The organism is Streptosporangium fragile (assembly GCF_039534445.1).
Lineage (GTDB): Bacteria > Actinomycetota > Actinomycetes > Streptosporangiales > Streptosporangiaceae > Streptosporangium > Streptosporangium fragile.
In genome coordinates, this window is record NZ_BAAAVI010000058.1 from 1 (window position 1) to 22813 (window position 22813).

The following is a 22813-nucleotide window of genomic DNA, read 5'->3' on the forward strand; positions in this document are numbered from 1 at the left end:
ATAGCTCCTCACCCTTCCAGGTTCCGGAGCCTCCAACCAACCCGGGGTGATCCAGAAGGCTCCACCGGGCCAGCATCCCACCTCCACATCGCGACATGATCACCGTGCAATCAGCCAGGGCGACCAGGGGTCAACCACGGTCACTCACGACCGGGCGAACGCCCAGTTCAGCCACCCCACCTGCCGTGCTCGCCGCACTTCCCAAGCTGACGGTGCATGGCCATGGACGAAGCTGTCGGCCTCCTCTGCCATGATCACCGCGATACGGTCCCGCGGAAGGAACGTGGATGAGCGGTGCGACGCCAGCGACCTATGAATGGCTCTGCCGGGAGTTCACCGATGCCACCGATGTCACCTGGCTCTACGCCTGCTTCATCCGGGGCCTGTCTCCTGAAGCCGCCTTGCAACGGATCGGCGTCACCCCTGGCCCTCTGGGCGACTCCGGATTCGGCGTCGCGGCCTACGGGGCCGATGATGGAGCCGTACTGATCGAATGCGGCTGGGCAGGGATCATCTACGACAGGGCCGACCTGCTGTCCGTGGGCACGGTCGCGGCCTCGGTGTTCGCGACCATCAAGAACGACGGCTTCGCCTACTGCGTCGACGGTGACCTGATCACCACGTTCGACCTGTACTCCTATCCCTACCGGAGCGGTTCCGACCCCGACCGGCTCCAGGCGGATGTCGAAGCCCTCGGCATGGGCGTCGATGGCGAACTACCCGATTTTCCCAGTGATGTCGTCTGCCGTGCTCTCGCCCTTGCCGAACGGGTCACGGGCGTCCATCTGTCCCCGGTTCGCTACGCCGGCCCCGCCCTGATCGGCCCCACTGATCACCTCGACCCTTATCGGTGACGATCCGGAACTTGTCAAGCCCGGAGACACCGGCCGGGGCCGCTTGCTCCAAGGGAGGACCTTCCAGGCTCCGACCGTCAGCGCGATGGGAACCGTGAAGAACTGGCCGACGCCCAGACCCATGAGCGCGGCCAGGCGTAGGTGCTCGAATTCATCGCCCCGCTGGATCCACAGGAGGGGAACCAGCACGGTCCCGCTGAGAAGCCCGATGGCAAGGAAGTGGAAGAACAGCATGATCACATGGTCTCGGACAACGGAAGGGGCGGGTCAAGAGCTGGGGAGGGAAAGTCTTCGTCGGCGGAAAGCGTGGTCTGCGGCTGAATCCCGGTGAGTGAGGGCTGAGGAGCGTGCGGGATATATACCCGGCGGCAGGCCCAGGATCCGAACCTGGGCCTGCCGTCGGCGGAAGAACAGCTCAGGGGCCCTACGGGGCTTCTTGTGCGTTTCGGGGACATGCAGCCGTAGGCTCCCCTGAGCGGCCGCATGCCGACGGTCGCGCAACATGCGCGCAATGATCTTTGTGGCGTTTCACAGGTGAACACGGGTTTCCCGGGCGGTTCGCGAGCGAGAACCGGGCCGGGCGGAACCGGGCCGGGAACGCCGAAGGACCCCGAGGAGCGCTCGGGACCCTGGTCGTACGTTGTGCGTCTCATGGGGCCGGCTACGCCTTCCGCCTCGTCGAAGAACTGCCCGGCCTCCTGATTCCGCGACTCGCCAACCACGTCACGGCCGCCGTTATCGCCCGCGCCATCGGCCGTCCGCTGTACGCGGAGCACGGCCGACAGCGGCCGAACCAATCAACACCGCTGCCGTCGGGAGGCGGGAGCACAGGTGGATCGTGCTCAGCCTGGCAGGGCCACTTGTGTGTCAACTCAGATAGACAGATTGTGTCTAGCGTTCTAGACGAAGGGTGGGTGGCGGCCCTAGGCTGCCGGCTGTGCGCTCACACTTCGAAAAGGTCTTCAGTGAATCCGACCTCGTGGTGAACCTCGACAACGGCGAGAGTGAGGGTGAGGTCACCATCTACCACGCGACCGTCACCCGCATCGGGAAGCAGTGGACCGCCACCATTCGCGATCTTCCTGGCGGACACGTTGTCCAGGCCCAGGGAGCGACCTGGAGAGAAATCAAGGAGAACGTCGCCGACGGTGTCTTCGAACTGCTCCAGGACGAGCCCGACACTGTCGCCATTCAGGTTGTCCCCGCCGATCCGGAGGTCGCGGCCGCCCTGGCCACCGTCGCGGCGGCTCGCGGTGCGCGCGTCTACGCCGAGCAGGCCGAGGGGGATGCAGTCCGCCGCGCCGCCCGTCTTCTTGTCGAGAAGGGCTGGAGCACCCGCGACGCGGGCAGCGCCCTGGGCTTGTCCCACCAGCGCATCTCTCAGATCGTCCCTCGCACCACTGCGTAAGTTTCAGGCGTCCACGCGGAGCCTGTCCTCCAACGCGACGCGTTGATGCGATGAAGGGGCGGGTCATCGATCTCTCGCGGATGTCGGCGGCCGCCGGTGGCGACACGGTTCGGCCACCTGTGACGAAACAGCGTCGCCGGCCGGCGTGACGACGGGCATCGCCCTGCGCTGGGACGGCACGGCCTGGACGGCGCGGCTGCCGAACGGGGCGGGCGACGTCGTGAGCCTGAACGACGTCCACGCGGTTTCCTCCGGCGACGTCTGGGCCGTCGGTCACAAGGTCGTGTTCGACTTTCCCAGGTCGTACTCCGCCGCTGTCGTCCTGCACTATGACGGGACCTCCTGGCATGATGCCGGGGTGCCGGAGGCCGTCGGCTCGGGCGTCTCGCTGGCCGCCGGTGGTGACGGCCTGTGGGTGTCCGTTCAGCTCAACGCTCCCGGTCTGGCGGGTACAGCCCGGTACCTGCGCTACGTGTCGGGCACGTGGGCGGTCGTGAACGGCCCGGCGATCCCCGGCACGGACGTGGTTACGACCCAGGCGATCGCCGCCGTGCCCGGCACCTCGGCGACTTGGTCCGTCGGCTACCAGGCCTCGATGGCCGCCCAGACGACCCTCCCGCACGTCGAGCTGTCGCGTCCCCCGGCTGGGTGAGGCACTTCTCGCTCGCGTACCGCAGGACATGGTGGTTGACGTACCGGACTCGTTCCCCCAGGCGTGCCTCGCTGCTCAGCGGGTGCCCGAGGCGGGCCTGATCATCTCGCGCGTAAGGTCACGGACTTCGGCGTACGGAGATGAGCGACGCGGATGTCTCCGGACAAGGCGATGAACGCCTGCGAATGCCCGTGGAGATCGTCCGGAGGCCTACGGAGCTGTGACCGCTGCGCACTCCCCCGGAAGGGAAGCCGCCGGTGTGCTGGCCACGGTCAGTGGCAGCGAAGGTCCCAACTGGGGTCGTGGAGGTTGTCCTGCACCTCAACGATGATCAGCTTGTCGTCGAAGCTCAAGGGGAAGGGCGGGGTCTCCGAAGGTGTCCAGACGACGACGGAGACTCCGCCCCCTTCGATGCCGATTTTCGCAGCTTCGTAGTGACGTACGACCTCGTCCACCGACAGCTTCGTTTGCAGGTTGAACCTGAGACGGTAGTCGCAGTGGTTGCTGTTGCCCCGCAGAGCCACTGACGCCTGCACCTCGTCATCGGAGAACTCGGTCTCCGGCGGGAGGGGATGGCTCAGGAACCGGTCGGCCAGTCCGCTCAGATGACGGTCATGAATCCACGCAGGCGCCATAGCCAGTACGTAGAGCAGGAGAACCGGCGCAAGGGCGACCGCCGCGCGACGAATTCTCCGCCGTTTCCGGAACCGTTCCCACGACAGCATGTTCTCGGAGTGAGAGCCGCGGAGCTTGCCCTGCATGTCATCCGGTGAAGTAGTCGGCATGGCCGCCCTCTTTCGGGTAGGACTACTGCTCCATTTTCCTGTGCCCAGGAATCTAATCGGTTCGGCGGTTTCCGGGCTCGGGAACGGCGATCGCCGATGTGGGCGGGATGCGGATCGGCGAAGAACGACCGGCACCGGAGCGGGCATTTTCTGAGGACACCGCAATGCGCCCAGCCGTTCGGCCTCGGCGGCGATGGCCGGGAAGGCCTGCCGCTTCCGGGCGTCCACGGCTGATCAGAAGCCGGCGTGTCCGCCGGCGGAGGCACGTGGAGAAGTTCGGCTCTTTGCCGTGAGGTATCCCGCGGCCCTGCCGGGCTCTCGCCCCACCGGGACAGGGCCGCGGGAGGTGAGGTCACCGGGTGGCGCGGGCCGCCGTCTCGATGACCTGGGTGACCGTGTCGGCGTCGCCTTCCCCGGCCTGTCGTCGGCCGTGCGGGCCCAGCTGCTGGCCCTGCCGGCCTTCAACCTCGTCCTCATCGACGCCGACGAGATCGCCGAGGCCGAAAGCCTGCTCCCGCAAGCACTCACGCCGCCGAGCAGACCCGGGACGCCGCCTCGCGCGCCACGCTGCTCGGCGTGGCGTCCATCGTGGCCTGCCACCGGCTCGACGTCTCGCGGGCAGAGGAACTCGCCGACGGGCCGCGGCGCCGGAGGACATGGGCACGGTCGCCGGCCGCGTACCGTTCGGGGACGTCGGCTTTGACGTTGCCGAACGGAGCACGGTCAGTGCCTGGTCCCCGCCGCCCCCGCGGGGTCGGTCCCTGCTCGCCGCCGGTGGCGTGGTTCCGGTCCGGCGTCACCCGAGGGCGGCGCAGACCATCCGGTGCTGCCCGGCGAAGGCCGGCCGGAAGGCAGGCGCGTCGGACCTGCCGCCGCTCCTCGAACCCGCGTTCCGGTTCGCGGGTCAGGAGACGGTGATGTCGTCGAGGCGGATGGAGACGATGAGGGGGTCGGGGACCTTGGCGTTGTTCTCGTCGCGGCCGTAGATCATGCGGGTGGCCGGGACGACCAGGCCGGAGACCTCGCGGTGGTCGGAGATGTAGTGCGCGCTGGGCGCGCCGCCGGCGATGTCGACGTTGTAGTCGCGGCGGCGGAGCAGGCCGTTGCCGTCGACGTAGAGGACCTGCTCGGTGCTGTGCGTGGTCAGGTCCGAGGGGTAGGTCACCTTGAGCCGGCGGAACTTCTCGCCGTCCTCGGTCCACGGGGTGATCTCCTCGGTCCGTACCCCGGGGAACGTCAGGGAGATCGGCTCGGTCAGGTAGGTCCACATGGCGTAGCCGGAGAAGTAGGCCAGCTGCAGCCGGTTCCACGGGGTGGTCAGCTCGTGCCCGGCGAAGGACGCGCGCGGGTTCCGCAGTTCCTCGACCACCTCGCCCTCGGTCGTCTCGACGGCGATCCGGTCCGGGGTGAACGCGGTGCGCCTGCCGGGCTCGAAGAACGGTTCCTGGGTGGTGAACTCGCGATGCAGGTCGACGGTCACCGTGATGCCGTCGAGGGCGCCGGGGTGTCCCTTCAACGGCCAGAGAGCGCCGTCGAAGAACTGCCGGGCCGAGATGCGCCGGGCTTCCTGCCAGCGCGCCAGGCCGCCGTGGGCTTCGAGGACGGTGGTCAGCAGATCGGTCATCGGAGTCTTCCTTCCGTGGGGGCTGCGGGACGGGGTCAGGCGAGGAACGCGGCGATGTCCTTGGCCACCTCGCCGGGGTACTGGAACAGGAACGCGTGGGCGGCGTCGGGGTAGATGCGGATGCGGGCGTCCGGGATGAGCCCGGCCATCAGGTGGCTGGCCTTGGTGGGGATCATCAGGTCGTCGTCGCCCTGCAGGATCAGCGTCGGGCTCCTGATGCCGGTCAGGCGCTGCAGGGCCGCGTGGTCCGGCACGCCCCACTCCAGGACGGCGTCGTACTGCGCGTCACGCGCCGCGAGGCTGCTGGGCGCGTCCCGGTCCTGGTCGCGCTGCAGGAACCGGCCCAGGAACTCCACGCCCTTGGCCTGGCTGGTCTCGGTGTGGGCGAAGAAGATGTAGAGCAGGTCCTCGCCGCCGGGCTCGTCCGCCCGGGCGTGGTCCGCGATGTCCTGCCGCCAGCCGTGCATGCCCGGCGCGCCCTTGGGGCCCGTCCCGGCCAGGATGAGCCGCCGGACGAGATGCGGGCGGACCAGGGCGATGTCCTGGGCGACGAACCCGCCGAGCGAGAACCCGAGCAGGTCGACCTGGGTCAGGCCGAGGGCGTCGGTGAACGCGATGATCTGGCGGGCGGTCTCGGCGACGGTGTGCGCCGGCTGCCCGGTCGAGGAGCTCACGCCGGGGTAGTCCACCAGGATGATCTCCCGGTCCGCGGCAAGCGCGTCGGTGAGCGCGGGGTCCCAGTTGTCGAGGTTGCCGCGGAAGTGCTGCAGCATCAGCAGGGGCGTGCCGCCCGCCGCGCCGAACCGGCGGTAGGCGTAGGCGGTGCCGTCCACCTCGGCGAACCGGGTGGGAGCGGTCTGGTGCGTGGTCATGGGAACCCCTATCAAAATGACCGGTCGTCTTGAATCGGTGAAAAAGACGGCCTCCCGGGGGGAGGGGGGAGGCTCGGATCTCAGGCGCGCAACGCGGCGAGGGCGATGTCGAGCTGCTCCGCCACGGCCGACTGATCTCCCGCCGTCTTCGCGCGCAGTGTGGCGCCCTCGAAGGAGTCGATCAGGAAGGCCGCAAGCGTCCCGGCCGGGCGGGCCGAGGTGATCTCGCCGGCCGCCTGGCCCGCCTCGATCGTTCTGGCTACGGCGTCGGTCCAGGTGTCGAGGATCTGGCGGACGGCGGTGAGCACCTGGTCTCCCGCGGTGGCGCTGTCGCTGGCGAAGGTGCCCAGGAGGCAGCCGAACTCCACACCGGTGCCCCGGGTCCGTTCGGCCTGGGCGAGGAAGTGCTTGCGCAGCCGCTCCAGGGCGGGTTCGTCGCCGTCGAGCATCGAGAAGTCGGCGCCGCGGGCGTAGCGGTGCACGATCTCGGCGGCGAGCGCCTGCTTGCTCTCGAAGTGGTTGTAGAACGAGCCCTTGGGCACGCCGGCGGCCTTGGTGATGTCCTGCACGCTCGCGCCGTTGAATCCCCGGCGGCGGAACACGTCCTCGGCGCTTTCGACCAGCTTGTTCTTCACGCTTACCTGCGGCATGGTTCCAATATGACCGTTCATCTTGAAGGTGTCAAGCCCGTCCGGCGGATGCGCGGCGCGGCGGGAACGGCTGCCGTGGCCACGGAAGCCCCGGCGGGTGCGCCGTGGGCGACGAGCGTCGGCAGGTGTGTCACCGTGCCGTGGTGATCCGTCTGCGCGGTGCGGCTCGCCGGGGTCGACGCGACGGCCGCGGGGGCGCCATGGCCGGCTGTTCCCCACGCGTTCCCGCGACCGGGGGGTACGACGTCCGGGCTCCGGCGTCGGACGGCGAGCGCGAAGTCCTTGCAGAAGCAAGGGACAAGTTCATGTTGACGTGCTGCAATGGGATTTTCCGGTCATTCTCGGTGGTATGACGCACTCGCATTCCCCCAGCGGCGGGACCGGGCATGGGCACGGGCATGGGCATGGGCATGGGCACACTGAGCGGAACCGGACGTGGGCGCGGCTGCGCCACCTGCTCCGCCCGCACCGTCACGAGGCGGCCGACAAGGTGGACGCGGCTGTGGAAGCCAGCGCCGAGGGCATGCGGGCGCTATGGATCTCGCTCGCGGTCCTCGGCGTCACCGCGGTCGTCCAGGCGGCGGTCGTGGCCGCGTCCGGGTCGGTGGCGTTGCTGGGCGACACGATGCACAACGCGGCGGACGCGCTCACGGCCGTGCCGCTGGGGATCGCCTTCCTGCTCGGGAGGAGATCGCCGAACCGGTGCTACACCTACGGGTACGGGCGAGCCGAGGACCTGGCCGGGGTGGTCATCGTGCTGGTCATCGCGGCCTCGGCGGCTGTGGCGGCCTACGAGGCGATCGACCGCCTCATCCACCCTCGTCCCGTGTCGAACCTGCTGATGGTGGCGGGGGCCGCGGTCACGGGCTTCCTCGGGAACCAGTGGGTCGCCCGGTACCGTATCCGGGTCGGGCGGAAGATCGGGTCGGCTGCCCTGGTGGCCGACGGGCTGCACGCCCGGACCGACGCGCTCACCTCTCTGGCCGTCCTGCTGGGAGCGGGCGGGGCCGCCCTCGGCTGGGGATGGGCGGATCCGGTCGTCGGACTGTCGATCGCCGTGGTGATCCTCACGGTGTTGCGTCAGGCGGCACGTGAGGTCTACCGGCGTCTCATGGATGCCGTCGATCCCGCTCTTGTGGACCAGGTGGAGGCGGTGATGCGTGAGACGCCGGGTGTGCTCGACGTGGGAGAGGTCCGGCTCAGGTGGATCGGTCACCGGCTCCGTGCGGAGTGCGCCGTCGTGGTGAACGCCGATGCCACTGTTCTCCAGGCCCATCAGGTGGCGGTCGATGTGGAGCACGCGCTCCTCCACGCGATTCCCCGGCTGTCCGCGGCGCATGTCCACACGGACCCGTTCGCCCCCGAGGGCGTTGACCACCACCTCGTCCTGGTCGCCCATCGTTGAGCGTCACGGCTGCTCGGCACCTGCGGAAGGCCCTTCGCCGCGGAAGCGGGTGAAGGGCTGCCGCTGTCCGCCGACGCGAATCACGTCCGACTTACCGCCCCGGCGCCGGGGTGCGTGTCCGGTGCGGTGGTGTGAAGGCGTACAGGGCCACGATGTCCGGCATCGCGGCCAGACCGGGCCCACCGGCCCGCAGCCAGGCCGCGATGTCGTCCACCACGTCCAGGTCGTTGGCCAGGCCGAGCCAGACCGGGCGCCCGCCTGCGGCCCGTCCGGCGGCCGAGGGCTGGACCACGATGACGTTGGCCTGCTCGCACACGTCCAGGCATTCGGTGACGCGTACGTCGGCGATCCCGGCCAGGCGCCGGACCTGCTCGTCGTGGTCGAGGCGGGGGATCTTTCGGGGGCTGCCGCAGCAGCAGCCGCGGCAGACGGTGATCCTGCTCATGTGTGCGCGCGAGTCCTTTGCCGATGCTGTCGGGGGTTCGGGTTCCGGTGGGGGCCGGTGCCGTCGGGTCCGGGCCCCTGCCGGGTCCGGCGCGCCGACCCTACCCCGGGCTCACCGGTCCGGTGAGCCGGCCCAGCGGCAGGAAGACCCGGGGCAGGCCGTCGTGGCCGCGGTCGACCTCGGCCTCGACCCGGTAGACCGCGCGGAGGAGGTCCTCGGTGACCACCTCCGCCACGGGGCCGTCGGCGACGATCCTTCCACCGTCCAGGACGACGAGGCGGTCGCAGGCGGCGGCCGCGAGCTGGAGATCGTGCAGGGTCACCAGGACGGTGACGGCGAGGGTGCGGATCAACCGCAGGAGATCGACCTGGTGGCGCAGGTCCAGGTGGTTGGTGGGCTCGTCGAGGATCAGCAACCGGGGCTGCTGGACCAGCGCGCGGGCGAGCTGGACCCGCTGGCGCTCACCTCCCGACAGGGTGGCGAACGGCCGCCGGGCGAGGGCGGTGATGTCGCACAGCTCCATCGTCTCCGCGATGAGCGTCCGCTCCGCGGCCGAGAGCCGGCCGAGCGTCCCGAGATGGGGGATCCTGCCCAGGGCGACGACCTGCTCGACGCTGTCGTCGAGGTCGGAGGGGGTGTCCTGGGTGACGACGGCGATCTGCCGGGCGACCTCCCGGGCCGGCGTCCGCCACACGTCGGCACCGCCGATCAGGACCCGGCCGCCGTCCGGGCGGATCCGGCGGTAGACGCACCGCAGCAGGCTGGACTTGCCGCTGCCGTTGGGGCCGATCAGTCCCGTCACCTCCCCCGAACCGACCGTGAGGTTGACGTCGTGCAGCACGTGCAGCCAGGAGACGTCCCGGATGTCGACGTTCACCGCAGGGCCCTTCGGTCGGCGCGGACGAGCAGCATGAGGAAGAAGGGGGAGCCGAGCACCGCGGTGATCACCCCGATGGGGATCTCGTCGGGCCGGTTGAGCATCCGAGCCGCCACGTCGACCCAGACGAGGAGGAGCGCTCCCGTCAGCGCGCCGAGGGGGATCACCCGGCGGTTGTCGCCGCCGAGCGCGAGCCGTACGGCGTGCGGAACCATGAGCGCGACGAAGCCGATGCCGCCGCTCACCGCGACGACCGTGCCGATGACCAGCGCGCACATGACGATCAGACGCAGGCGTAGCCGGTCGACCTCCACGCCCAGGCTGGTGGCTCCCTCGTCGCCGAGCACCAGGGCGTTGAGCAGGCTCGCCCGGGCGGCGGTCCAGACGGTGGCGGCGGCGACGACCAGCGCGGGCACGCCCACGTCCCGCCACTGGGTGCCGGACAGGCCGCCCAGGGTCCAGAACAGCGCCGAGCGCACCTCCTTGTCCGGGGTGGTGAGCACGATGTAGCTGGTGACGGCCTCGGTGAGCGCGGCGACCGCCACACCGGCGAGGATGAGCCTGGTCGGCGCCAGCTGCCCGCCGCGCCGCGAAAGCGCCAGGACCGTCGCGAAGGCGGCCATGGCCCCGGCGAAGGCCGACAGCGGAAGGGACAGCGGCCCGAACGGTGAGAATCCGGTCAGCATCACCAGCACCGCGCCCAGGGACGCCCCGGAGCTCGCCCCGATGATGTAGGGGTCGGCGAGGGGGTTGCGCAGCACGGCCTGCAGCACCGCGCCCGCGACGGCCAGCCCCGCGCCGACCACCGCGCCGAGCAGCACACGGGGGAAACGGATGTCCAGCACGATGACCGCCCGGGGACCGCCCGGCGCTTCCTCCACCAGCCAGGGCAGCAGCCGGTGGCCGAGTATGCGGGCGACGTCGCCGAAGGGAATGCCGACCGGTCCGAGACCGACGGCCGCGATCAGCGAGACGCCCAGCAGCGCCGAGAGCAGGAGCAGGACACCCGGAAAGGTGAGGCGGCCGCCCGGCGCCCGCGACGGGACCGCGGACCCCGGATCCCGCCGCCGTCCGGGCACGGGCTCCCGCCGCCGTGGTGCCGCGGGGGGAGGCTTCTCGTGGGAGCCCGGCGACGGAGCCTGGGGCTCCGCCCCGGTTCCCGTCTCGGAAGACGTCACTTGGCCAATCCGGCGACGAGCGTCTTCAGCGCCCGGCCGCTGCGCAGGCCGGGCTGGGTGTCGTTGACCGGGATCACGATGAACCGCTTCTCCTTGATCGCGGTGACGTTCTTGATCGGCTCGTAGGAGGTGAGGAACCGGATCGCCTTGTCGGCCGGTTCGAACGCCTGGTCCTCGACGACGATGGCGTCCGGGTCGCGCTTGACCAGCTCCTCCCAGGAGATCTGGGAGTAGGAGGTCACCTCGGGGAAGACGTTCTCGCCTCCGGCCCGGCGGATGAGGTCGTCGATCAGGCCGTTCGATCCGGCGGTGCTCGGCTTCTCCAGCCCGCCCGCGTAGTCGAACACCTTCGGGGCGCCGGAGACCGGCTGCACGGCGTCCACCTCGGCCTTCAGCTTCGCCACCAGTTCCCCGGCCCTGGCCTCGGCGCCGAGGATCCGTCCCAGCTCACGAATGTCGGTGTAGGTGTCCTCGACCGTGGCTTTGTGGCCGGGGCAGTTGCCGGACAGCAGATAGGAGTTGACGCCCTCCTTCTGCAGCTGCGCCCGGTCTCCCAATGCCTTGGGGCCGTAGTCGTCGCCGTAGCCGCTGACCACGAAGTCCGGGTCGGCGGCGAACACCGTCTCCTTCGAGGGGGGCGGGAAAGCGGACTTGGCGATGATGTTCACGCCCTTGAAGGATTCGGCGACCTCGGGCAGGAGCTCACCGGGGGCGACGGTGCCGGCCAGCCGGTCCCGGACGCCCAGCGCCAGCACGATCTCGGTGGCGATCGTGCTGGAGGTGACGATGCGCCGCGGCGGGCTGTCGAAGCGGTAGACGGCGCCGCAGTTGTTCACCTCCACCGGGGCGGCCGAGGACTGCGCCGTGGCCTGCGCGGCGACGGTGGGGCTCTCGGTCCGGCCGCACGCGGCGGCGGCGAACAGGGCGGTTCCGGCCAGCAGAGCCTGGGCCGCGCGGGGGGTGACAAGTCTCATCGGAGGTGGTCTCCTTTGGATTGGTGCAGTTTCTTCAGGTGGTGGGCGTACCGGCCGCGCAGCCGGAGGACGTCGAGGATCGCGCCGGGCAGCTCGGCCTCGACTGCGGCGCAGGCGTCGACCAGCGCGGCCTGGTCGGCGGCGAACTCCTCGAGCTGCAGGTCGTCCAGGTCCTCCAGGTCGGCGGCGGGCACGTGGGCGCGAACCCGTTCCACCCAGCCGGCCAGTGCCGCCCCGGCTGGGCGGGGGTGGTGGCGGGTGGCGAGCAGGCGCAGCGTGGCGGCGCGTTCCAGATCGGGGTAGGAGTCCTCCTGCCGTACCGCATCGAGCAGGGCGTTCAGCCGGGCGGGGCCGAGTCCGGTCGAGCGGGGGGCGGGGCGGGTGGCGCGCCACTGCTCGGTCTGCTCCAGGTGCCAGGTGACCGGGGCGGGCTCCGGGCGGCCGAGGACGAGGCGCAGCAGCGTTCGGGCATCTGCGGCTTTGACGCCGCGTTCGCGGCCGGGCAGCCAGTCGCGCAGCACCGGCGTGCCGCTTGCGATGGCCGGCCAGCGCCGGTCGGGATAGTGCAACCGCTTGGCCTCGGCGACCAGCGCCGCGCGGGTCTGTGCGGAGATCACGCCTTCGGCTTCGGCGGCGGCGAGCGTGGCCCGGATGTCGACCATCGCCGTCGAGACCGGACGGTGGCCGTCCTCCGGCCCCAGGTGGGCGACCGCGACCTCGTCGTCGTCGACCAGGTCTCCGGATACGACGGCGGCGTAGACCTCGCCGACGCCGACCATGCCGAACGACGCCAGCTCCGCGGCGCGCAACGCGCCCATGCTGGCCGCGCCGCCCACCCAGACGCCCCGCGACAGCGCCCAGAGGATCTCCTTGTGCCAGACGGCGGGCACCCGCTCGTACACGCCGTCGATGACGGCGATCCAGCGCGGCCGCCGGGCGGCGGGCAGAGCCACCAGGTGGGCGATGTCGCCCTGCGCCACCGGTGGGAGCACGCGGACGCCCTCGGGGATCCCGGTCCGGGGGAGCGTGGGACCGACGAACGCCACGATCTCAGACATCGCCGTCCTCCCCGTCTTCCGCTCCGCCCGCGTCGGCGATCATGCGTTCGGCTCGCGGGCCGGGCAGCACCGGCGCCTCCGTCAGCGCGGAGGCGCCCTCCAATCCGGGGACCAGTACCTTGACCACGGGAATCCCGACCTCCGGGCGGGTGAGGTCGACGGCGACGACATCGGACAGGCCGACCGCGGCCAACCGGCCGAGCAACCATGGCAGCGCTTCGTCGAGCGCCTGAGGGCCCGCACCACCGGATCGCCAGGGGCGGGCGTGCGTCTCGGTGGCGCGCAGGGCGTCGCGCAGCTCCACGGCCGCCTCCACGTCGGCGACCCGGTCGTACTCGGCGCGGGTCACGTCGTCGCGGCTGCCCGAGATGGTGATCAACCGGCTCTGGGCCGCCTCGGCCAGCGCCCGGACCAGTGCCTGCCCCGGATCAGGGTGGCAGCCGAGCCCGGCGGCCGGAGGCAGCGGCCGGAACGGGTCGGGATCCGCCTCGACGATGTGACACAGGACGGCGGGTACGCCGACGTCGGAGGTGATGTCGAAGAGCGCGACCTCCACCCGCGCCGCGGCGTACCGTTCCAGCAGGCCCAGTGCCTGGCCGTGGTCCACGGTCGAGACGTCGATGCGGGTGGCCGCCTGTTCTCCGGCCGGGCGCAGATCCCACAGGGCGGCGGCGTCGCGTTCGACCAGCTCGCACAGAGCGTGCACCACGGCCTCGCGCACGGTGTTGCCCCCGGCCAGCCCGTTGCTGTCGCGGCACAGCCCGAGCGGGACGAGCCCGCGCGGCAGGGTGAAGTCCAGGCTCACCGCCTCGTACGGCACGGCGACCGGCGTGCCGTCGGTGACCCGGCGACCGTCGATCCACAGCACCGGCGTGTGTTCGTCGGCCCCGCTGTCGACGGTGCGGGGCAGCCGCCAGGGGGCGACGGCCTCGGCGAGTTCGGCGGTGCGGACCAGTCGTAGCGAGGCGTCGATGCGTTCGGCGTGCGCATGCTCCACGGCCTCCATCGCGGCCGACACCATCGCGGCCTGAGAAGTCGGCCCCTTGCCCTGGCTGACGGCGAGGCTGCGCGAGTTCGGGCGGTAGGCGGTCGCGACGGGGATCCCGACGGTGTCCAGGCCGGTGATGTCGGAGACCCGGGTGACGCCGAGGGCGGGCAGGAACGGGCGGATCCTCCGCCAGGTCTCGTCGAGGGGAACGGGGCGGGCGAGGTCAGGCATGGGGAACCGGCGACAGATCGGGGCGGGCGGGGAGGGGGTCGGCGCCGTCCCCCAGGAAAGGGAAGGCCGCCGGGGCCGTGGCCCGCAGACCGGGCACGACGACGCGGGCGACGGCCAGCCCGCAGGCGGCGACGTCCGGGGTGGTCAGATCCACCGTGACGGGCGGCAGGCCGCGGGAGGCCAGCGCCGCGTCCAGGTCGAAGCGGCCCGTCGCCGCGGGGGCGACGGGTCCGCCGCGGGCCAGGCGGGCCAGCACCCGGGCGGAGTGGGCGCGGTCGGCCAGGAGCTGCAGGTGGCAGGTGACGTCGGTGACGTCGGCGAAGTCGGGCCGGTAGGCGTCGGCGAAGGCACGGTCGGGGCGGTGGGGCGCGAGCGGGCCGCGCGGGTGTTCCCACTCGGGCAGGGCACCGGCGGCGAGCTGGGCGGTGGTGTCCAGGGACTGGACGGCCTCGGCGGCGGCCTTCCAGGCGGCCGACGTCACCGGGTCGGCGGCGCCGGGAACGAGCGCGCAGCCGACCCCCACCGTCCCGCCGAAATCCTCGCCGGTGTCCTCGGCGACGCACAGCACCACCGGGACGTCCAAAAGATTCGGTACGGCGTGCACGCTCAGCCGCACTCCGGGCACCGGGGGAAGCCGCACCCCGGCGAGCTCCGGGAAGGCGCGGCCCGAGGCCCACGCGGTGGCCAGCGCGTGCCGCTCCACGACTTCCGCCAGCGCGGAGGCACGCGCGGAGGCGAGATCGGGGCCGGCGGCGATCCCCGCCGACACCGGCAGGGTGACCGGCCGGGGCCGCCGGGCTCCCGCCGGAAATGTTCCCGTCGTGGTGTGCGCCGCTGCGGGTGCCCGGACGGCGAACGGGGTGAGCCAGGCGAGCGCGGCGGGCACCCACAGTCGCGTGCCGTCGGAGCGGGTGCCGCGCACCCACTGCGTGCGGTCGGCGCGCGTCAGGCCGGTGAAGGGAAACCCGTCACGGGCGGCCTGCTCGGCCGAGTACAGCGCCAGGGCATGCGGGTCGACGGCGTCGGGGGCCAGCTCGTCCCAGGTGCCCTCCACCAGCCGGCCCGAGGGGACGAGGTGGCCGCAGTAGCGTTCGGCCGCCTCTCCCAATGCGCGGCGGCGGGCTTCGGCGGGGTCGTTCCAGGAGGCGCCGGAGACCGTCGGGTTGCCGAGCGGCAGGCCGTAGCCCGTGGTGGCGGCGAGATCGGCGAAGGCGACGTGCAGGTGTCCGCGCAGGACCGCGGTGCGCACGTCGGTGACGAGGCCGGAGCGGGAGTCGACAGGGATCATGTGTGTGGCAGGGGGACGAAGTTGACGTGGTCGGCCGGGCGCAGGCCGAGCCGTGCGGGGTCCTCGCGCAGGCGGTTCCCGCCGAGGAACGGGAAGGCCGCGGGCGCGTTGGAGTAGGCGCCGGGCACGATCACCCGGGCGACCGACAATCCGGCGGACGCGACGTCGGGGGTGGTCAGGTCGGCCGCGTAGGCGCCCAGTCCCCGGGCCGTGACCCGCTTGAGGTAGCCGTCGAGCGGGTCCCCGTCCACGCGCGGCAGGTCGGCGAGGGCGACCGCGTCGGCGGACGCGGTGATCGGTGCCAGGTGCCCGCGCATCCGGGGGTCAAGCCAGAGTTGGCTGTGGCAGCCGAGGTCGACGACGTCGCGGAAGTCGCTGCGGTAGTCGTCGGCGTAGCGGCGGTCGGTGCGGTGGGGCTTGAAGACCCGTGGGTCGATGACGCCGGCCGCGGCGGCAGCCCAGATCTCCCCGTCGGGGTCGAGCAGGCCCAGCGCGTAGCGGCGCAGGGTGACGGCCTCGGCCAGTGCCTTGCGCACCGCCTCGGCGGGGTCGGGGCGGGCGGCGACGCCGAATGCGGCGATGCCGGTCTCCGGGTCGTCGAGCAGGACGCCGAGGACCGCGACCTCGAAGACGGTGGGGATCACCACGACCCGGTAGCGGCAGCTTCCCGCCGCGCCGTCGGCGCGGTACCAGCCGGGTTCCGCCTCCGGGACCAGCGGCGTCGCGGGGTGGCCGGCGCCGGTGACGGGGCGGGCGGGAAGCGCGTTGGCCCACCAGACGACCGTGGCGTCACGCTCGATGACCTCTTCCAACGCGGCCGTGCGGGCGGCCCGCGCGGAGGGGCCCGCGGCGATGCCGGCGAGCATGGCGTAGTTGGTCGGCGGCTCGTCCTCGCGGGGTGGGCTGAGGTAGTTGACGTAGACGAGGGAGGCGGGCAGCCACGCGGGCGTGCCGTCCGCCAGGTCCGTTCCCCGGGTCCACAACACCTCCAGGTCGGCGGTGAACGGCGTGAACGGGAAACCGGGCTCGGCGTGCTGACCGTCGGAGTACAGGGCGAGCCGGGCCGGGTCCAGGGCGGGCTCGCGCAGTTTCCGGTAGGAGGAGCGGAGGAGGCCGGCGGGGACGAAGTTGCCGCAGTAGCGTTCCACCGCCTCGCCGACGGCGCTCATCACGGCCCGGCCGGGGTCGCCGAAGGCGGTCCCGGTGGCGACGCGGTCGGCGGGCCAGGGCAGCAGCCGGTACGGCGAGCTCACCTCGGCGCTGCAGATCGTCAGCCCGTCGGGCCACCACGGTTCCGGCTCCAGGTGGTCCAGCCTGCGGATCAGGCCGGTTCGGTCGTCGGCCAGGACCGTCAGCGGGTCGTTCCCCGTCCACGCCGTGTCCGGCCGGTCCGCGGCGCCCGCCGTACCGTCGGCCGTGCCGCCTGCGTCCGTCATGCGAAGGCTCCCTTTCTCGGGCGGGGTAGGTGCAGCGCCACGTCGCGGAAGCGGAGTTCGGTCCGCCGCGGCGGCGCCGGGTAGCGAGGGGGGCGCCCGGCGGTCAGCTCCACGTGGAGCCGGTGTCCGGGCGGCAGTTCGGCGGCGGCCGGGGCCAGACGGACCTCGCAGCGGGAGGTGCCGGGCCCGACCGGCGCCGTGCCGTCGGCCATCCGGGTGGCCGTGCCGCAGGGCTGCTCGTGCACGAGGGTGACCACCAGCTCGGCGCCGGCGTCGGCGGTGACCTCGGCGGTGAGCCGCGCCGCGCCGTGCCAGCGCATCGGGCCGTCCAGGCGCAGCCGGACGACGTCACCGCGGCCGGCCAGCGGTGCCAGATCGGCGGAGTGCGGTGCCGACGGGCAGGGGTCGGCCGGATCATGCCGGAGCACCGTGTCCTCTTCGGCGAAGGGCAGGACGGTCCATCCGGGCCGGTGGGGTGGGACCGGATCGGCGTCCGTCCAGCGGCCGGTGCCCAGCAGGAGGCACCCGCTGCGACGCGCGCCGCCCAGCCACTCCAGTGCCAGCGCGAAGGGGTGCGGCCCGGCGGGTTCCGGCAGGGCGCACTCGGGCTGGAGGCGGTGGGTGAGGGCACTCGCCCAGCCGCCGACGACGGCCTCGGCGCGTGGCGACAGCATGGCCTGGCGCAGCGTGGTCTGCGCCGACCGGCAGTACCAGCTGCCCAGGTGCAGGCTGGGCGCCGCGGCGGTGCGCGTGGCCCGCGCCATGCGCCGGGCGGCGGGCTTGTAGGTGCTGGGCGTGGCCGGCCACGGGCCGACGTCCACCGGCCACCCCTCGGTGACGGCTGCCGTCGGGATCAGTCCGGCCAGTTCCGGTGCGCGGGTGAGGGCCGCGTCGTACAGGCCGGTGCGCACCGTCCGCCCGGTGCCCAGGTCGGTGCGCCACCACAGCTCGTCGTCGAGGACGGGGGAGCCGATCGGCGGCCAGGGCTGGCGGCTGACGATCCCGCGGACCGCGGGGTGGGCGGCGGCGCACCAGGCGGCGTACGCCTCGTAGGAGAGGCCGTACAGGAAGACGTCGCCGTCGCACCAGGGTTGAGCCGCCGTCCAGTCCAGGGTCGCGTGGCCGTCGGCGGTCTCGTCGGCGCCGGGGGTGAAGCTTCCCTCCGACAGGTGGCGGCCCCGCAGGTCCTGCACCAGGCAGGCGTATCCGGATTCGGCCAGGGTGAGGGCCTCCGGCAGGCAGCCCGAGGTGCCGTACGGCGTGCGGATCACCACGGCGGGGGCGGGCAGCCGGTCCGGCAGGACCAGGTCGGCCACCAGTCGCGTGCCGTCGGCCGCCGTCACCGTCAGGCCGGTGCGTACCTTGCTCACGCGGGGGTCTCGCGCATCAGGCCGTGGGGCACCGGCAGCACGGGGTGACGGCGGATCTCCCCGGCCGCCAGGTCGATCCCCACCTGGTGCCCGTCGCCGGGCGGCGGCGCGCCGTCGAACCAGGCACGCAGGTCGGTGGTGATGAGGGCGGCGGCGACCTCGGCTCCGGCCGGGTCGGCGGGGGCCGCCGGGCGCCCGCCCGCGTCGAGGAAGGCCCAGTAGGCGGTCAGCTCGTCCGGCCACGGGCAGGCGGCCAGGCGGCGCAGCCGCAGGTCCTCGTAACCGGTGCCGCCGGTCGGCGGGGTGAACGGGCCGACGTACCAGCGGCGGCCCTCGCTGTGGCCGCGGTGCCAGGCGATCCGCAGGTCGCGGCACCGGGCGTCCAACTCCCGCCAGGCCGCGTCGGGAAGGTGCTCGGCGCAGGCGACCAGGGCCGCGGCCTGCGACCCGACGTCGTCACCGGACCGGCCGTGCCGCACGGCCAGGCCCGCCTGGCGCAGGCACCGGGAGAGCGGGTCCAGCAGGGGGCCGTCACCTACCAGGAGGACCTCGGCCGTGTGCGGGAGCACGGCGGCTCCGGTCACCGTACCGGCCGTGTCCTCCGGTGTCGCGGCGAGCTCGGAGACAAGGTCGGCGGCGGCCGGAACGCGTTCCAGCGCGGCCCGCACGCCGAGGTCCCCGCTGATCAGCCCCGTCACGACGGCCCGGTCCTCCGGCGGCACCTGCACGACCATGAAATCCTCGTCGGGGCCGTGGACCAGCCATCCGTCCCCGGTGGGCACGAATGTGGTCCCGGCCGCCCAGCGCGCGGGCCGGTCCAGCCCGGAAGTCATCGCGAGCGCACCTTTCTTCGAAGTAGCATCCGTCGCACCCGGGTGCGGGCGTGGTTGGCTCATGCCCGCACCCGGGGCCTTACTGTGCGACTAGCGCCAGGCCACCTTGGCGAGCGCCACCGTGGCGTGGTTGGACGAGTGAACGGACGCGTTGCGCGCCTTCACCTTCAACTTCTTGACGGTCATTCCGGGTCACCTCCTTTCGACGGTCGGGGGATGGGGGCCTCGGGCGCTCCGGTCAGCAGCACCGTGGTGTCCGCCTGGGAGCGCACGAGACGTTCGTAGGCCTCGCACCGGGCGAGGAGCTCTTCGTGGGTGCCGACGTCGGCGATCCGGCCGCGTTCCAGTACCGCGATCAGGTCGGCGGCGCGCAGGGTGGCCAGCCGGTGGGCGATGACGAGGGTGGTGCGCCCGGCGCGGGCGCGGTCCAGGGCCGCCTGGACGTCCCGTTCCGACAGCGCGTCGAGCTGACTGGAGGTCTCGTCCAGCACCAGCACCGGGGCGTCGCGGAGCAGCGCGCGGGCGATCGCCACCCGCTGCCGCTCACCGCCGGACAGGCGCGCGCCCCGGTCCCCGACGACGGTGTCGATGCCGTCGGGCAGGCGGTCCAGGAAGGAGGTGACCTGGGCGGCGTCACAGGCCGCGGCGATCTGCTCCGGGGCGGCGTCGGGCGCGGCGAGTTCCAGGTTGGCGCGGATGCTGTCGTGCAGCAGGAACACGTCCTGCGGGACGTGGCCGACCAGGCGGGTCAGCTCGGCGTACGGCAGGTCGCGCAGGTCGACGCCGTTCAGCGTGACCCGGCCCCGCTGGGGATCGAAGAAGCGCAGCAGCAGGTGGCCGAGGGTGGACTTGCCCGCGCCGGTGTGGCCGGCCAGGGCGAGGGTCCGGCCCGCGGGGATCGTCAGGTCGATGTCTCCGACCGCCCAGGTCTCGCCGTCCGGACGGGAGTCACCGGCGCGGGTGCCGTCGTACCGGAACGACACGCCGTGGAAGGTCACCTCGACCGGTTCGCCCGGCGCGTCGCCCGTGCCGTCGTCGGGGACGGGGGCGGGCTCCTCCAGCAGGTCGAACACCCGGTCGGCGGCGGCCGAGGTGATGCCCCAGACACGTGTCACGTTGAGCAGGGTCAGCACGGGGGCGAACGCTCCCGCCGCCAGTACGACGGCCGGGGCGAGCGTCGTGGAGTCCAGTCCGCCGCCGGCCACCTGCACCACACCGGCGGCCAGCACGCTGAGCGTTCCGGCGCTGACGGTCAGCGCGGTGACAGCGGTCTCCAGGCCGCCGCGCAGGGCTTGGCGGCGCTGCGCGGCGGCCAGGTCGCGTGTGGCGTCGGCGACGCGGGCGCGGCGGTCGGCACCGCGGCCGAACACCGCGATCTCGCGCAGCCCGTGGACGAGGTCGACGACCTCCACGTTCACCGCGGCGGTCTTCTCCCGCACCGCGCGGCCCTGCTCGGCGGCCCGCGCCCGCAGCCACAGCGGCACGGTGTACGCCAACAGCAGCCAGGGCAGGAGCGCCAGCGCCAGCCAGCCGTTCCAGAAGACCAGGACGGTCACGGCCGCGGGCGGGACGATTCCCGCGACGGCGATGTAGATGGAGGTGTGCGCGTAGAAGATCTCCAGGCTCTCGCTGTCCTGGAGCGCGGTCGACACCATGTCGCCGGCGCGGCGCCGGAGCAGCCCGCCGGGCGCGATGCGCTCGAAGGCCCAGTAGAGCCACTGGCGGACCTGCGCGAGGATGCGGAACGACAGCTCGTGGGAGAGCCACGCCTCCACCCAGGTGGCCACGGCCCTGACCACGACCAGTGCCAGCAGCAGCCCGGTCAGCCGCCACAGCTCGCCGGTGCCGGCTCCGCCGAGGGCGCGTACGACGATGAAGGCGCCGAGCGTGCCGGCGGCGATCCCGCAGGCTTGGTTGAGCACACCGGCCAGGACCGACAGGCCGAACGTCCGGCGGTGGCCGGCCAGTACGGCCAGCAGGCCGGGCAGACCTCGGCGGGGGGCTCCGGCGCGCAGCCGTCCCGCTTCCCAGCGCTCGGCCGTCGGCTCTCCCATGACCGGGACCGGGGCCGAGGCCGTCGTCGCGGCAGGGGCCGTGACCGGGTCCGCTCCGCCGCGGCGCGTCCCTGACGCGTTCACCGGGCGGCCCCCGCCTGGACGGCGACCAGCTCGGCCCAGGCGCCGCCGGTGGCGAACAACTCGGCGGGCGGTCCGTGTTCGACGACGCGGCCTCCGTCGAGGACGGCGACGTGGTCGGCGGTGAGCACCGTGGACAACCGGTGGGCGATCACCAGGGTCGTGCGCTCGGCGGTGATCTCGGCCAGGGCCTCCTGCAGGGCCTTCTCGGTCTGCCCGTCGACGCTGGAGGTCGCCTCGTCGAGCACGAGGATCGGGGCGTTCTTGAGCAGCGCGCGGGCGATGGCCAGGCGCTGGCGCTCCCCGCCGGACAGGGTGGCGCCGCGCTCGCCGATCACGGTCTCGTAGCCGTCGGGCAGGGCCGCGATCACCTCGTGCACGCGGGCTCGCCGGGCGGCATCCTCCAGGCGCTCGCGTGTCGCTTCGGGTGCCGCGATGCGCAGGTTGTCGGCCACGGTGCCGTAGAAGAGGTGGACGTCCTGGCTGACCACGGCGGTCATCGCACGCACGTCGTCGGGAGCGGCCCGGCGCAGGTCGACCCCGTCGATCAGGATCCGGCCTTCCTGCGGGTCGAAGAAGCGCAGCAGCAGCGAGACGAGCGTGGACTTGCCCGCGCCGGAGCGGCCTACGACGGCGAGCGTCGCGCCCGGGGCGATCCGCAGGTCCACCCGGTCCAGCGCGGGTACCCGGGAGCCGGGATAGGCGAAGGTCACGTTCTCGAAGCGGACCTCCGGCGGGCCGGCCGGGTCCAGCGGGATGGCGCGCTCGGGAGCGCGCACCTGCGGTTCGGCGTCCAGCAGGGAGAAGATGCCCCCTGCGGCGGCCAGCCCGTAGAAGCCCTCGTGCCAGTAGTTCTGCAGTTCCTGCAGCGGCCGGAAGCACTCGGCTGCCAGGAACAGGACGGTGAACAGGGCGGCGGCGTCCAGGTGCCCGCCGGCCAGCCGCAGCGCGGCGACGGCGACCGACAGCGCGGTCCCCGCGGTCATCACGAACGCGGTGACGCAGTAGACCCCGGTCGAGGCCGCCAGGTTGCCCATCGTGGCCCGGTACAGGCGCTCGGCGTCGGTGCGCAGCCGCACGCCGTACCGCTCGCCGGCGCCCAGGGTCTTCAGCGTGGTCATCCCCGTCAGCGCGTCGAGGATGCGTGCGGCGAACCGCTCGTAGGCGTCCCAGTGGGCGCTCGCCCGATCGCCCAGCAGCCGCCGCCACAGCGGCCGCGACAGCGGCACCAGCAGCACGCAGGCGCCGACGGTCACCCCGACGACCGGGTCCAGCCAGGTCAGCGTGGCCACGATGGCCAGCGGCCCGGCCAGGCTGACGGCCACCTGGGGCAGGTAGAAGCCGACATAGGCCTGGATCGCCTCCACGCCGTCGCCGACGGTCGCCTGCGTCCTGCCCGCCGGGTGCGTCAGGGTGTGTCCGGGCCCGAGCTTCAGCAGCCGGTCGACCAGCCGGTCACGCAACCGTTCCTTGATCGCATGAGCGGTCCAGGTCGCCGTCATGTCCCTGGCCCACAACAGGGCTGTGCGGGTGGCGACGAGCGCGGCGACCGCCGCGACCGGGACGAGCAGCTCGTCCAGGGGCCGCCCGGTGAACGCCCGGCGCAGGGCCTCGGCGATCGCGAAACCCTGGCCGACGGCGCAGGCCGTACCGCCCAGCGCGAGCAGCACGGTGCACAGCACCGGCACGGGCGTCTCCCGCACCAGACCCACCAGCCGTCGCCTCACCAACACCCTCACTCACTCCTGTT

21 protein-coding genes are annotated in these 22813 nt (G+C 72.6%); 4 read left to right on the forward strand and 17 right to left on the reverse strand.

Features of this window, described 5'->3' with window-relative positions; genetic code table 11:
- The first annotated feature begins 287 nt into the window (after positions 1 to 287).
- The 3 genes from ABD841_RS30145 to ABD841_RS30155 all read left to right on the forward strand — a co-directional run bounded on the left by ABD841_RS30145 (position 288) and on the right by ABD841_RS30155 (position 2914).
- A complete protein-coding gene (locus tag ABD841_RS30145; protein ID WP_344978863.1) occupies positions 288 to 854 on the forward strand; it encodes a DUF6461 domain-containing protein in 567 nt (188 codons plus the stop codon).
- A gap of 937 nt (positions 855 to 1791) precedes the next feature.
- On the forward strand, positions 1792 to 2262 hold the full coding sequence (locus ABD841_RS30150; protein WP_344978865.1) for a hypothetical protein: 471 nt from the start codon (positions 1792 to 1794) through the stop codon (positions 2260 to 2262).
- A gap of 145 nt (positions 2263 to 2407) precedes the next feature.
- Positions 2408 to 2914 (forward strand): hypothetical protein, encoded by a 507-nt coding sequence (locus ABD841_RS30155; RefSeq protein ID WP_344978867.1) that lies wholly within the window; start codon positions 2408 to 2410, stop codon positions 2912 to 2914.
- A 272-nt stretch (positions 2915 to 3186) separates the two neighbouring features.
- Here the strand turns inward: ABD841_RS30155 and ABD841_RS30160 are convergent, their stop codons facing one another.
- The 5 genes from ABD841_RS30160 to ABD841_RS30180 form a co-directional block, all read right to left on the reverse strand.
- Entirely contained in the window at positions 3187 to 3699 is a 513-nt protein-coding gene (locus ABD841_RS30160; RefSeq protein ID WP_344978869.1) for a hypothetical protein, read from the reverse strand.
- 352 nt (positions 3700 to 4051) lie between these two features.
- Positions 4052 to 4219 (reverse strand): hypothetical protein, encoded by a 168-nt coding sequence (locus ABD841_RS30165; protein WP_344978871.1) that lies wholly within the window; start codon positions 4217 to 4219, stop codon positions 4052 to 4054.
- 384 nt (positions 4220 to 4603) lie between these two features.
- Complete coding sequence (locus ABD841_RS30170) at positions 4604 to 5323, reverse strand: hypothetical protein (RefSeq protein WP_344978873.1); 720 nt, start codon at positions 5321 to 5323, stop codon at positions 4604 to 4606.
- Between the two features lie 35 nt (positions 5324 to 5358).
- Entirely contained in the window at positions 5359 to 6195 is an 837-nt protein-coding gene (locus ABD841_RS30175) for an alpha/beta fold hydrolase (RefSeq protein WP_344978875.1), read from the reverse strand.
- An 80-nt stretch (positions 6196 to 6275) separates the two neighbouring features.
- Positions 6276 to 6845, reverse strand: a complete 570-nt coding sequence (locus ABD841_RS30180) for a TetR/AcrR family transcriptional regulator (RefSeq protein WP_344978877.1) — start codon at positions 6843 to 6845, stop codon at positions 6276 to 6278.
- Positions 6846 to 7347: 502 nt separating this feature from the next.
- On the opposite strand from ABD841_RS30180, the gene ABD841_RS30185 reads away from it, so the two are divergent.
- The gene (locus ABD841_RS30185) at positions 7348 to 8250 is read left to right on the forward strand and encodes a cation diffusion facilitator family transporter (RefSeq protein WP_344978879.1); all 903 of its coding nucleotides are present in this window, start codon (positions 7348 to 7350) and stop codon (positions 8248 to 8250) included.
- A gap of 91 nt (positions 8251 to 8341) precedes the next feature.
- On the opposite strand, the gene ABD841_RS30190 is transcribed toward ABD841_RS30185, so the two are convergent.
- The 12 genes from ABD841_RS30190 to ABD841_RS30245 form a co-directional block, all read right to left on the reverse strand.
- On the reverse strand, positions 8342 to 8695 hold the full coding sequence (locus ABD841_RS30190; RefSeq protein WP_344978881.1) for a (2Fe-2S) ferredoxin domain-containing protein: 354 nt from the start codon (positions 8693 to 8695) through the stop codon (positions 8342 to 8344).
- A gap of 100 nt (positions 8696 to 8795) precedes the next feature.
- Positions 8796 to 9572, reverse strand: a complete 777-nt coding sequence (locus tag ABD841_RS30195; protein WP_344978883.1) for an ABC transporter ATP-binding protein — start codon at positions 9570 to 9572, stop codon at positions 8796 to 8798.
- Positions 9569 to 10651: a FecCD family ABC transporter permease gene (locus ABD841_RS30200; RefSeq protein WP_344978885.1), complete on the reverse strand. Its 1083-nt coding sequence runs from the start codon at positions 10649 to 10651 to the stop codon at positions 9569 to 9571. Before ABD841_RS30200 ends, ABD841_RS30195 begins: the two co-directional genes overlap by 4 nt.
- Before the next feature lie 95 nt (positions 10652 to 10746).
- Positions 10747 to 11724: an ABC transporter substrate-binding protein gene (locus tag ABD841_RS30205; protein WP_344978887.1), complete on the reverse strand. Its 978-nt coding sequence runs from the start codon at positions 11722 to 11724 to the stop codon at positions 10747 to 10749.
- Positions 11721 to 12782 carry a TfuA-like protein gene (locus ABD841_RS30210; protein ID WP_344978889.1) on the reverse strand — a complete coding sequence of 354 codons (1062 nt, stop codon included), beginning with the start codon at positions 12780 to 12782 and terminating at the stop codon, positions 11721 to 11723. Before ABD841_RS30210 ends, ABD841_RS30205 begins: the two co-directional genes overlap by 4 nt.
- The gene (locus ABD841_RS30215; RefSeq protein ID WP_344978891.1) at positions 12775 to 14001 is read right to left on the reverse strand and encodes a YcaO-like family protein; all 1227 of its coding nucleotides are present in this window, start codon (positions 13999 to 14001) and stop codon (positions 12775 to 12777) included. The genes ABD841_RS30210 and ABD841_RS30215 overlap by 8 nt, the downstream gene beginning before the upstream one ends.
- The gene (locus ABD841_RS30220) at positions 13994 to 15289 is read right to left on the reverse strand and encodes a YcaO-like family protein (protein ID WP_344978893.1); all 1296 of its coding nucleotides are present in this window, start codon (positions 15287 to 15289) and stop codon (positions 13994 to 13996) included. Before ABD841_RS30220 ends, ABD841_RS30215 begins: the two co-directional genes overlap by 8 nt.
- Positions 15286 to 16725 carry a YcaO-like family protein gene (locus tag ABD841_RS30225; RefSeq protein WP_344978895.1) on the reverse strand — a complete coding sequence of 480 codons (1440 nt, stop codon included), beginning with the start codon at positions 16723 to 16725 and terminating at the stop codon, positions 15286 to 15288. The genes ABD841_RS30220 and ABD841_RS30225 overlap by 4 nt, the downstream gene beginning before the upstream one ends.
- Positions 16722 to 18095 (reverse strand): CocE/NonD family hydrolase, encoded by a 1374-nt coding sequence (locus tag ABD841_RS30230; RefSeq protein ID WP_344978897.1) that lies wholly within the window; start codon positions 18093 to 18095, stop codon positions 16722 to 16724. The genes ABD841_RS30225 and ABD841_RS30230 overlap by 4 nt, the downstream gene beginning before the upstream one ends.
- Positions 18092 to 18928, reverse strand: coding sequence for a hypothetical protein (locus ABD841_RS30235; RefSeq protein WP_344978899.1), 837 nt, complete (start codon positions 18926 to 18928; stop codon positions 18092 to 18094). Before ABD841_RS30235 ends, ABD841_RS30230 begins: the two co-directional genes overlap by 4 nt.
- Positions 18929 to 19110: 182 nt before the next feature.
- A complete protein-coding gene (locus tag ABD841_RS30240; RefSeq protein ID WP_344978901.1) occupies positions 19111 to 20982 on the reverse strand; it encodes an ABC transporter ATP-binding protein in 1872 nt (623 codons plus the stop codon).
- A gap of 80 nt (positions 20983 to 21062) precedes the next feature.
- The gene (locus tag ABD841_RS30245; protein WP_344978903.1) at positions 21063 to 22802 is read right to left on the reverse strand and encodes an ABC transporter ATP-binding protein/permease; all 1740 of its coding nucleotides are present in this window, start codon (positions 22800 to 22802) and stop codon (positions 21063 to 21065) included.
- Between the last annotated feature and the right edge of the window lie 11 nt (positions 22803 to 22813).